We start from the raw sequence: 10,588 nt of genomic DNA, 5'->3' as shown, positions 1-10,588 counted from the left end.
CGGCTGCACCCGGTCGATGCCGGTGACCGTCTTCGGCGCCGACATCGCCTCGGTCACCGAGAAACCCGACTCCGCCGCGATCAACGGCTCGGCCGCGGCGACGGCGGCGGCGAACGCCGGCTCCTTGGCCAGCAGCTCGGCGCCCATCGCGGCCCACTGCGAGCCCTGGCCGGAGAAGATCCACACCGGCCCGCGATCGTCATGACCGGCCGCCGGCGCGAAAGGGGTTTCGCCGTCGGCGATTTCGCGCAGCCCGGCGATCAGCCCGTCGATGCTGTCCGCCGTCACCGCGGTGCGCACGGTCCGGTGCGCGCGTCGCCGCGCCAGGGTGTAGGCCAGGTCGGCGGCGGACACGGTTTCCCGGTGGTCGCACACCCACTCGGCCAGCCGCCGCGCCGTGTGGCGCAGCTCGTCGGCGGAGGTGGACGACAGCGGGAACAGTAGCGACCGTGCGCTTTCCGCGCCGAACCCGTCGACGTCGGGGTCGGGCGCCTGTTCGAGGACGGCGTGCACGTTGGTGCCCGACATCCCGAACGACGTCACCCCGGCCCGCCGCGGGCCTTCGCCCTTGTCCGGCCACGGCGTAACCTCCTGCGGCACAAACAATCCCGTTTCGATGCGGGCAAGTTCGTCGGGCAGGCGGGTGAAGTGGGCCATCGGCGGCACCACACCGCTCCGCAGCCCGAGCACCGCCTTGACCAATCCGACCGCGCCCGCCGCTGCCTCGGTGTGCCCGACGTTGCTCTTGGCCGATCCGAGCGCGACACGATTGCCACCGGCTCCGTAAACCTCGGTGAGACTGGCGAATTCGAGCGGGTCGCCCTTCGGGGTTCCGGTGCCGTGGGCTTCGACCATGCCGACGGTGGCCGGGTCGACTCCGGCCGCGTCCAACGCCGCCCGGTACACCGCGGCCTGCGCATCGGCGGACGGCGTCGTGATCGTCTCGGAACGACCGTCCTGATTGACCGCCGTGCCGCGGACCACCGCCAGGATCCGGTCGCCGTCGCGCACCGCGTCGGGCAGGCGCTTGAGCAGCACCACCGCACACCCGTCGGAACGGACGAACCCGTCGGCCGCGACGTCGAACGTGTGGCAGCGTCCGGTGGGCGAAAGCATGCCCTGCGCGGACGCCGACGCCGACACCCGCGGATCCAGCACCAGCATGGCGCCGCCGGCCAGCGCGAGATCACTCTCGCCGGTGTTCAGGCTCGAGCACGCCAGGTGGACGGCGAGCAGGCCGGACGAGCACGAGGTGTCGAGCGTGATCGCCGGGCCCACCAGGCCCAACCCGTAGGCGATCCGGCCGGAGGCCATGCTGAACGGGGTGCAGGTGTAGCCGTAGGCGTCCTCCATCACACCCGCGTCGCCGCTGATCAGCGTGTAGTCCTGCTGGCACATCCCCACGAACACCCCGGTCCGCGAGCCGCTCAACGACGGCGGCGCGATGCCCGCGTGCTCGATCGCCTCCCACGACGTCTCGAGCAGCAAGCGGTGCTGCGGATCGATCGCGGTCGCTTCGCGTTCGCCGAAGCCGAAGAAGGCGGCGTCGAAACCGCCGGCGTCGTCGATGAAGCCGCCCCAACGTGACACGGACCGGCCGTGCACCCCGCGCTCGGGGTCGTAGTGGTCCTCGACGTCCCACCGGTCGGGCGGGATCTCGGTCACCAGGTCGTCGCCCCGCAGCAACGCTTGCCAGAACGCGTCGGGCGAGTCGATCCCGCCCGGAAGCCGGCATCCCATTCCGATGACCGCAATGGGGGTGACCCGTGGTTCCATCGCCGCTCAACCTCGTCTCAGGCCAACCGGCGATGCTGCGAGTATCACCGGCATCAGTGCAATTGAGAGGGCGCAGCGCAGCGTCGCTCGCGCCCCCCAACCCGAGCGGGTTTCGACGCGGAACCCAACGAAGCGCCAAGCTTAGACGCTCGAAGCAATCGGGGTGGGTCGAATAGGGGATTTCGGCCGGTGCCGCCCCGTCGCGAGCCGGTGAACTGGTGTTTTCGGCCGCAGCCGGGGGCCGGTCGCCCGGTTGCGCAATACCCCCTTGGGGTATAGCGTGCATGAGAGTATCCGAGCCACGAAGCGGGGATCAAGTGACACACACGGCGCTGGGGGCGGTCGGGCACGCGTTGGCGGTTGCCGGGTCGATGACGTGGGAAATTCTGTGGGCGCTGATCCTGGGCTTCGCCCTGTCGGCGGTGGTGCAGGCGGTGGTACGGCGCTCGACCATCGTCTCGCTGTTGGGCGACGACCGGCCGCGCACGCTGGCCGTGGCCGCGGGGCTGGGTGCGGCCTCGTCGTCCTGCTCCTACGCCGCGGTCGCCTTGGCCCGCTCGCTGTTTCGCAAAGGCGCCAGCTTCACCGCCGCCATGGCCTTCGAGATCGGGTCGACCAACCTGGTCGTCGAGTTGGGCATCATCCTGGCCCTGCTGATGGGCTGGCAGTTCACCGCCGCGGAGTTCGTCGGCGGGCCGCTGATGATCGTGGTGCTGGCGGTGTTGTTCCGGTTGTTCGTGCGGTCACGCCTGATCGACGCCGCCCGCGCGCAGGCCGAGCGGGGCATCGCCGGATCGATGGAGGGCCACGCCGCCATGGACATGTCGATCCAGCGGCAGGGTTCGTTCTGGCGACGGCTCTTCTCCGGAGAGGGCTTCACCTCGGTTTCGCACGTGTTCGTGATGGAGTGGCTGGCGATCCTGCGGGATCTGGTTCTGGGCCTGTTGATCGCCGGCGCGATCGCGGCGTGGGTGCCCGCAGCGTTCTGGCGCGGCTTCTTTCTGGCCGACGACCCGGGCCTGTCGGCGCTATGGGGACCGATCGTGGGACCGGTCGTGGCGATCGTCTCCTTCGTCTGCTCGATCGGCAATGTGCCGCTGGCCGCGGTCCTGTGGAACGGCGGCATCAGCTTCGGCGGGGTCATCGCGTTCATCTACGCCGACCTGCTCATCCTGCCGATCCTGAACATCTACCGTAAGTACTACGGCACCAAGATGATGCTGACCCTGCTGGGCACGTTCTACGCCTCGATGGTGGCGGCCGGCTATCTGATCGAATTGCTCTTCGGCGCAACCAAACTCATTCCCACCCAGCGGAACGCGACCGTCATGGAGGCGGCCATCTCGTGGAACTACACGACGTGGCTCAACATCGCCTTCCTGGCCGTCGCGGCGGTGCTGGCCATCCGGTTCGTCACCTCCGGCGGCATGCCCATGCTGCGGATGATGGGCGGTTCCCCCGATGCCGAGCATGAGCACGACTGCCACCACGACCACGGCCAGCAACCTCACTAGCCCGATTGCCCAGAACCGCATCCACCGGCGATGATGCTCCGAAGCGATCGGCAACGGTCGAGAAGGAGTGGCTGAAAGATGACGGACATGTCGGCCGATCACGGCCCCCGGCCCCGCGTCCTGCTCCTCTACTACACGTTCACCGGGCAGGTGCTCGCCGTGCTCGAAACCGCGGGTGAGGTGTTCAGCGAACGGGGGTGGGAGGTGCACCGCGCCGCGATCACCTTCACCGATCAACGGTATTCGCAGCGGTTCAGCGTCTTTCCGTTGCGGCACGCGGCGCTCGACCTCCTGAGCGTGCTGCCCGCCCAGCTGCGGCGGGCGACGGGTGAGATCGAAACCCCGGACGAGGTGCGAAACGCCGCCTACGACCTGATCTGCATCGGTTCCTCGACATGGTGGTTCACCATGAACATGCCGATGCGAACCTTCCTGAAGTCAGACGAGGCGCGAAAGCTGCTCGCCGGCAAGCCCTTCGCGGCGTTCGCCGTCTGCCGTCGCTATTGGCGCGGCAATTTCGCGGCGGTCCGCAGGCTGGGCGAGAAGCAGGGCGGTCGCTACCTGGGCGGGGTCCATTTCGAGTACCTGGGCGGCCAGATCGCCTCCGGACTCTCGCTGATGAGCTACCTGCGGTCGGGCCGATACCGGGATCGGTATTTCGGGTTGCGCATTCCGGCGACCAATATCCAGCCGCACCAGCTGGAGCAGACCCGGATCTTCGCCCGCTCGCTCGCCGATCGACTGGCCGCCCGCAGCGCGGCGTCCTGACTCAGTTCAGCCGGATGGTGTGCATAGACACCCCGGCGGCCGGCAGCCGCGCCAGCAGCGCATCGCCCATCGCCGCCGCCGGGGTGAGCACTCCCGTCAGGTCGCTGAGTCGATCACGGTCAAGCGCCAGCGCAAGACCGCTCTCGCCGAGGAGGACTCCGGTCGCGTCGTACGCGTCGCGCTGCTGCGCGAAGGTGCCCAGGTAGCGGGCGCCGGAGGCCGTCGTCGTGTAGGTCTCGACCACGTAGTGGCCGCGCTCCCGCATCGCCTCGCCGGGGCCGGTGCCCGGCTTCGCGAGGGGCGCCAGCCACCGCCGCGGCACCCGCCTGAAGTGCCTGGTGCCGACCGCCCACCCGGCCGCCAGCGCCCCCGCGACGGCCGCGGAAGCGACCGGCGCCGCGAACGACCTGCCGAGGCTCATGGTCTCCGAGTAACGGAATCGCCTGCCGTAGGCCCAGTGCTGTAATGCGTTGCTGCGCCGAACTATTCGCGTGTTGTGGGGCCCCCAGACGAGCGGGCCCAGCCAGAAGCCGGCGAGCTCGGGCGCGATCCGGCCGCCCGCGTGCCACGGGAAGTCCCGTTGCCTGCCGAGATCGGGTTCGGCCCTTCGGTCTGTGGTCAGGGTGTACGGGTCGTTCATCAGGCGACGGGCTTGCGGGTCGCCGGACGCCGTGCGCATGGATTCGAATTCCGAGGCGACCGTGCCCCCGGAACCGCCGCCCTGGAAGAAGGAGCGAAACACGAAGGTGGTGTCGCAGAGTTCCCCGGCGCCGTCGCGGGCCGCCCGCCGATATAGCTGATAGACGTTGAGATCCGAAGGCATGGAGGCGAATCCGCACGAGACCACGATCCGCGCGCCGGTTTCGACGGCCTGCTGGTGGTATCGGTCGATGCTGTCGCGGACGAACATCACCTCCCCGGTGAGGTCGGCGTAGTCCGTCCCGGCCTTGACGCAGGCCGCCACCACCGGCAGTCCGTAATTGGTGTACGGACCGACCGTCGTCAGCACCACCCGGGCGCGGGCCGCCATGGCGTCCAGCGTCGACGGGTCCGACACGTCCGCCACGATCAGCGGCCAATCCCGTGCGGCCGGGCCGAGCGCGCCGCGGGTCGCCGCCAGCCGGTCCCGGGAGCGCCCGGCCAGCGCGACGCGGGCCGCACCGGCCGCGCCGGCCAGGTAGCGGGCCGTCAACCCGCCGGAAAATCCCGTGGCGCCGTACACGACGATGTCGAAGTCGCGCTCGGTTGGGCTCATCGCCGGATCTCCTCACCCGCTCCTCGGCGAAGAGCGGTTCAGCGACCGTATCTCGTCACCCGACGGGCGTGGGTCGCGTCCGGGAAAATCGGATCCGGTATGAGCCGACGGGTCCCGGGACCCGCCTGGCGCAGGGCATTTCATCGCGTGCGTCCGAACCGTCCGGTGCGCCGGGGCCTTTCAGGAGCGGCCGGCGAGCTTTTCGCGCAGGCGGCGGTTGACCGGTTCGGGCAGTAGCTCCGACACGTCGCCCCCGAATGTCGCGACCTCCTTGGCCAACGACGACGAGACGAACGAATACCGTGGTGTCGTCGCGACGAAAAAGGTGTCCACCCCGGCGATGTGCTTGTTCATCTGCGCCATCTGCAGCTCGTATTCGAAGTCGGTGCCGGTGCGCAGGCCCTTCACGATCGCGGTCATCCCCCGCGACCTGACGAAGTCGACCACCAGACCCTGTCCGGCCTCGACGCGCAGGTTGGGCAGATGGGTGGTCGACTCGTTGATCATGGCGATCCGCTCGTCGAGGTCGAACATGCCCTTCTTCGCGGGGTTGGACAGGATCGCCACCACCACCTCGTCGAACTGGGCCGAGGCGCGTTCGAAGACGTCGATGTGCCCCAACGTCACCGGGTCGAACGAGCCCGGGCATACCGCGCCACTCATGACGCGCGCCGGCGACGATGCAGAACAACGAGATGAGAAGGAGCGGCGCACATGACGAAAGACGCTACACGCCGGCCTCACGGCCGCTCGGCCATCTCCAACCGGGTGTCCCCGTACACGCGTGGCGGCCGCACGGACCAGCCGGCCGGCCAGGTCAACGGCGTACCGCTGGCCGCGCGCTCCACCACCGCCACGGTTCCGGAGTGCGCCCAACCGTGGGCGACCAGGGCGGCCAACACGGCCTCCACCTCGGCGGCCGCCACGTCGTAGGGCGGGTCCGCCAGGACGAGGTCGACGGGGTTCGCGGCTCCGGCGGCCAGGACGGCGGCGACCGCGCCGCGGCGCACCGTCGCGCCCGCCAAACCCAGGGCGTCGATATTGCGCGCGATGACGGCCGCGCTGCGCTGATCGGACTCCACGAACAGAGCCGAGGCCGCCCCCCGCGACAGCGCCTCCAATCCCAATGCGCCCGAACCGGCGTAGAGATCCAGCACCGCCGCGCCCGTCAGGTCTTTTCGCGCGGTCAGGATGTTGAATAGCGATTCACGCACCCGGTCGGTGGTCGGCCTGGTCCCGCGCGGCGGGACGGCGATGCGCCGGCCGCCGGCCACGCCGCCGATGATGCGGGTCACGTGCCCACGCCTACAGCAGCGTCGACCAGTAGTCCCAGAACCGCGCCATGATCAGCAGGAACACCGCGGTGAACCACAGCGCGACGATGGACCACCGCCACTGGTACAGCACCCAGCCCACACCGCGTCCGCGGCGCTGCAGCGCCGGGCGCCACACGATCGACGCGACGACGACCAGCAGCGTGACGGTGGCCGCCCAGACGACCATGCAGTACGGGCACAACGCGCCGATCGTGTAGAGGCTCTCGTAGATCAACCAGTGCACGAACGCCGCGCCGGCGAGCAGCCCGATCGTCAACCCGATCCAATACCATTGCGGCAACGACACTTTCGTCACCGCCAGCAGCCCGGTGACGACCACCACGGTGAAGGCCACCAGGCCGAGCAGCGGGTTGGGAAAACCCAGCACCGACGCCTGCGGGGTGACCATCACCGAGCCGCACGACAGGATCGGGTTGAAGTTGCACGACGGCACATACGCCGGGTTGAGCAGGAGGTCGATCTTCTCCACGGTCAGCGTTGCGGAGGCGGCCAGGCCGATCACGCCGGCGATCAGCACCCACCACGCGCTGGCCGCCGGTACGCGCGCTTCCTGAGGCGATTCCGCTGTCAGGTCGGCGGTTTGGGTCGACACCGGGTGATCAGGCGGCCGGGGGGGCGGTGGCGCCGTCGATGCCCGGCACGTCGCCCACGATGCTCTTGATCTTGGCCACCAGAGCGTCCGGTGTGGACGGGTCGTAGTCGTCGCCGTTGATCTTGATGGTCGGCGTGGCGTTGATCTTCGCGGCCGACGCCTCGCCGGTGACCTTGGCGATGTACTTGCCGCTGTTGATGCAGTCGGGCACCTTGCCCACGACGCCGGCCTCGCGGGCGAGCTCGATCAGCCGGGCGTTGTCGGGGAAGCTGGTGCCGCGTTCGCTGGGCTGCAGGTCGGTGGTGTACAGCGCGGTGTGGAATCGGCGGAACGCGTCGATCGACTCGTCGGCCACGCACAGGGCCGCGGCCCCCGCCCGCGACGAGTAGTTCTGGTTCCTGGCGTTGTCCAGGATCGACACCATGGAGTAGTCGGCCGCGATGGCGCCGACGTCGATCAGCCTGGACACCGTCGGACCGAAGGTCCGCTCGAAGTTGCCGCAGGCCGGGCAAAGGAAGTCCTCGTAGAACGTCACCACGGCCTTGGGGTTGTTGGTCCCGGGCTGGGTGACCAGCTTGCTGGAGGTCACCCGCACGGTGTCGCCCGCGCCGATGGCGGCGGTCTTCTTGTGGTGCGTGACCACGATGTAGGAGACCAGCGCGACCAGGAAGATGACGACGACGGCGGTCCCGCCGATCTGCACGAGTCGGCCCGATTTACCGTCGGCCGCCTTCATGTCAAAGCGCGGTTTGGATTTGTCGGCCACAGTTGCGCGATCCTTCGGTAATCGGGTGGTCGTTCGTGGGCGCCTCTAGATTACCGGCGCCGACGGCGCAACAGATCAGACCCGGCTCAGGTGGGCCCGCAGAGCCGAGATCAACTCCGTGGTCGCGGCGGCGCTGCCGCCGCCGAGCTGGAACAAGTTGACGAAGCCGTGCGTCAGCGATCCCATGCACCGCAGATCGACCGCGGTCCCGGCCGCCCGCAGCGCCTCCGCGTAGCTCTCGCCCTCGTCGCGCAGCGGATCGAACCCGGCGACCGCGATCAGGGCCGGTGCCAGCCCGGCCAGCGACTCGGCCAGCAGCGGGGATACCCGGGGATCCGCCCGGTCGACGCCCGAGCCGCGCAGGTACTGGGACTCGAACCAGTCGATGTCGCGTTTGGTCAGCAGGAAGCCGCGGGCGAACAGGCCCAGGGAACGGGTCTGCGAGGTGAAATCGGTCCGCGGGTAGATCAGCCACTGCAGCACCGGGGCGGGGGCACCCTCGTCGCGCGCCTGTTGGCAGACGACGGCCGCCAGGTTGCCGCCCGCGCTGTCCCCGCCGACCGCGACCCGGCCGGGCGCGGCGCCGAGTTCCTCGGCGTGGTCGTACGCCCATCTGAAGGCCGCGTAGGCGTCCTCGACTGCGGCCGGGGCCGGGTGCTCGGGGGCCAGCCGGTAGTCGATGGACAACACGTGGATGCCGGCGTCGCGGCACGTCAGCCGGCACAGCGCGTCATAGGAGTCCAGGTCGCCGATCGACCACCCACCGCCGTGGTAGAAGACCAGCATCGGCGCGGACGCGCCGTTGGCGGGACGGTAGTGCCGCGCCGGGATCTCACCCGCGGGTCCGGGCAGCGTCAGGTCACGGACGTCGACGTGGATCTGCGGCCCGGGAAGCTCCAGCAACATCTGCCGTAACTGAGCGCGGGACGCGGCCGCGTCGTCGTCGACCACCAGGCCGTCGATGCCGACGGCGCGCAGGCCGGAGAGCATCAGCTGAAGCGTGGCGTCCAGCGTGTTGCCGTCGATGGTCACCGAGCGGCCGCCGAACAGCGCGCGCTTGGCGGGGGTCGGGATCCACGGGATGACCTTGACACCGATCGTGGAGACGGCGCCCTGCATGCGACTGGTCAGGCGCATGGGCGCGTGTTTGACGCCGAGATGGAGGTCCGGCGCGGGCACGCTCTTGGTCATGGGCACTCCCTGTACATAACGTGGCGACGCTCGACGACGGACGATTTTTCGTTCCGCACCGTCTCGGACTCTTCCGGTGTTCGGCGGCCACCGAGCGGGTGCGGTCGGTGGCCGCGCTGCGCGTCCGGGTACCGGCTGGACGGGTGGCCCGCTCCGGTGAGCCGTGTGCCAACTCTACGTGGTGACGAATATCCCAAAAAGAAGACCGGGGTCCAGACCACCGCGGCCCGGCCCGGTGTCGCTGAGGTGGTATTTTCCAGCTCGGTAATATCGTGATCCCCAAGCCGGTAACCGCCTCACGGATTGCGAGCAGCTTCGACGTGTTCGATTTCGAACTCAGCGCCTGGAATTCAGCGCCGATGGAATGGCGTCGATCTCCTCGCTTGATGGCGCCCGGTTGGGCCCACGAAACTTCAATTCCACAGGCAGGTGAATGACATTGGCTGGCGAGTCGGGCGCTGCCGTGCCCTCGATAGCTCTTAATGACGAAAACACGATGCCGGTGCTGGGCTTGGGCGTCGCTGACCTGTCCGAGGACGAGACGGAACGGGCGGTCTCCGCGGCGCTGGAGATGGGCTGCCGCCTGGTCGACACCGCGTCGGCCTACGGCAACGAGGCCGCCGTCGGCCGTGCCATCGCGGCCTCCGGGATCCCCCGCGCCGAGCTGTTCGTCACCACCAAGCTGGCCGCCGCCGACCATGGGTTCCTGCGGGCCGAGGAGGCCTGCAAGGAAAGCCTGGAGCGGCTCGGCCTGGAGTACGTCGACCTGTACCTGATCCATTGGCCGGTGCCGTCGCGCGGTGAGTACGTGAACTCGTTCGGCGGGCTGATCCAGTGCCGCGGGAACGGGCTGGCGCGCTCGATCGGTGTCTCGAACTTCACGGAGCAGCACGTCACCGACGTCATCGACCTGACCTTCGTCACCCCGGCGGTCAACCAGGTCGAGCTGCACCCGCTGCTGAACCAGGCCGACGTCCGCAAGACCAACGCGGAGCACAACGTTGTCACCCAGGCCTACACACCGCTGGCGCTCGGCAAGCTCACGGACAACCCGACGGTGACCTCGGTCGCCGGCGAGTACGGCAAGACGCCGGCTCAGGTGCTGCTCCGGTGGAACCTGCAGCTGGGCAACGCGGTGGTCTTCCGGTCCGCCAACCCCGAGCACATCGCCGGCAACCTCGACGTGTTCGACTTCGAGTTGGCCGCCGACCACATGGACGCGATCAACGGGCTCAACGACGGCACCCGGCTGCGCCCGGATCCCAACACCTTCGAGGGCGCCTGAGCTAACCCGCCGGGCAGGTGGCGGCCGCCTGGCGGAGCACACCGGTCGACGCCTGGTCCACCGGCAGCGCGTAGCCGCGCAGCACGGCGATGAACTGCATTGCG

General features: G+C 69.2%; 10 protein-coding genes and 2 pseudogenes. 4 read left to right on the top strand and 8 right to left on the bottom strand.

Annotated elements, in window-relative coordinates; all coding sequences use genetic code 11:
• A partial coding sequence (locus A9X05_RS26980) for a type I polyketide synthase (protein WP_156737023.1) occupies window positions 1–1,776 on the bottom strand: 1,776 nt, incomplete at its 3' end.
• Window positions 1,777–2,060: 284 nt separating this feature from the next.
• Between A9X05_RS26980 and A9X05_RS26975 the strand changes: the two genes are divergently transcribed.
• Both A9X05_RS26975 and A9X05_RS26970 read left to right on the top strand, forming a co-directional pair.
• On the top strand, window positions 2,061–3,290 hold the full coding sequence (locus A9X05_RS26975; protein ID WP_067785228.1) for a permease: 1,230 nt from the start codon (window positions 2,061–2,063) through the stop codon (window positions 3,288–3,290).
• Window positions 3,291–3,368: 78 nt separating this feature from the next.
• Window positions 3,369–4,058: a flavodoxin gene (locus A9X05_RS26970; RefSeq protein WP_067749886.1), complete on the top strand. Its 690-nt coding sequence runs from the start codon at window positions 3,369–3,371 to the stop codon at window positions 4,056–4,058.
• A gap of 1 nt (window position 4,059) precedes the next feature.
• On the opposite strand, the gene A9X05_RS26965 is transcribed toward A9X05_RS26970, so the two are convergent.
• The 6 genes from A9X05_RS26965 to A9X05_RS26940 form a co-directional block, all read right to left on the bottom strand.
• Window positions 4,060–5,313, bottom strand: a complete 1,254-nt coding sequence (locus A9X05_RS26965) for a trans-acting enoyl reductase family protein (RefSeq protein WP_067785225.1) — start codon at window positions 5,311–5,313, stop codon at window positions 4,060–4,062.
• Between the two features lie 180 nt (window positions 5,314–5,493).
• Window positions 5,494–5,976 (bottom strand): pantetheine-phosphate adenylyltransferase, encoded by a 483-nt coding sequence (coaD, locus tag A9X05_RS26960; protein ID WP_067785222.1) that lies wholly within the window; start codon window positions 5,974–5,976, stop codon window positions 5,494–5,496.
• A gap of 77 nt (window positions 5,977–6,053) precedes the next feature.
• On the bottom strand, window positions 6,054–6,608 hold the full coding sequence (rsmD, locus tag A9X05_RS26955) for a 16S rRNA (guanine(966)-N(2))-methyltransferase RsmD (RefSeq protein WP_067785219.1): 555 nt from the start codon (window positions 6,606–6,608) through the stop codon (window positions 6,054–6,056).
• Between the two features lie 10 nt (window positions 6,609–6,618).
• Window positions 6,619–7,242, bottom strand: coding sequence for a vitamin K epoxide reductase family protein (locus A9X05_RS26950; protein WP_067749879.1), 624 nt, complete (start codon window positions 7,240–7,242; stop codon window positions 6,619–6,621).
• A gap of 7 nt (window positions 7,243–7,249) precedes the next feature.
• Complete coding sequence (locus tag A9X05_RS26945) at window positions 7,250–8,008, bottom strand: DsbA family protein (RefSeq protein WP_067749877.1); 759 nt, start codon at window positions 8,006–8,008, stop codon at window positions 7,250–7,252.
• 75 nt (window positions 8,009–8,083) lie between these two features.
• Window positions 8,084–9,199 (bottom strand): alpha/beta hydrolase, encoded by a 1,116-nt coding sequence (locus tag A9X05_RS26940; protein ID WP_067785216.1) that lies wholly within the window; start codon window positions 9,197–9,199, stop codon window positions 8,084–8,086.
• Window positions 9,200–9,434: 235 nt separating this feature from the next.
• Here A9X05_RS26940 and A9X05_RS32450 point away from each other — a divergent pair.
• Both A9X05_RS32450 and A9X05_RS26935 read left to right on the top strand, forming a co-directional pair.
• A pseudogene (locus A9X05_RS32450) lies at window positions 9,435–9,632 on the top strand (oxidoreductase); the annotation flags it as partial.
• A 6-nt stretch (window positions 9,633–9,638) separates the two neighbouring features.
• Window positions 9,639–10,484, top strand: a complete 846-nt coding sequence (locus A9X05_RS26935; RefSeq protein WP_156669945.1) for an aldo/keto reductase — start codon at window positions 9,639–9,641, stop codon at window positions 10,482–10,484.
• A gap of 1 nt (window position 10,485) precedes the next feature.
• Here A9X05_RS26935 and A9X05_RS32445 read toward each other — a convergent pair.
• Window positions 10,486–10,588: pseudogene (locus A9X05_RS32445) on the bottom strand (hypothetical protein); the annotation flags it as partial.

The sequence above is a fragment of the Mycobacterium sp. E3298 genome, assembly GCF_001666895.1.
Taxonomy (GTDB): Bacteria; Actinomycetota; Actinomycetes; order Mycobacteriales; family Mycobacteriaceae; genus Mycobacterium.
This window is presented reverse-complemented; position numbering and strand designations above follow the sequence as displayed.

Coding starts and splice junctions, on each gene's coding strand:
- A9X05_RS26975 (WP_067785228.1), top strand. CDS start 2,061: ATGAGAGTATCCGAGCCACGAAGCGGGGATCAAGTGACACACACGGCG.
- A9X05_RS26970 (WP_067749886.1), top strand. CDS start 3,369: ATGACGGACATGTCGGCCGATCACGGCCCCCGGCCCCGCGTCCTGCTC.
- A9X05_RS26965 (WP_067785225.1), bottom strand. CDS start 5,313: ATGAGCCCAACCGAGCGCGACTTCGACATCGTCGTGTACGGCGCCACG.
- coaD (WP_067785222.1), bottom strand. CDS start 5,976: ATGAGTGGCGCGGTATGCCCGGGCTCGTTCGACCCGGTGACGTTGGGG.
- A9X05_RS26940 (WP_067785216.1), bottom strand. CDS start 9,199: ATGACCAAGAGCGTGCCCGCGCCGGACCTCCATCTCGGCGTCAAACAC.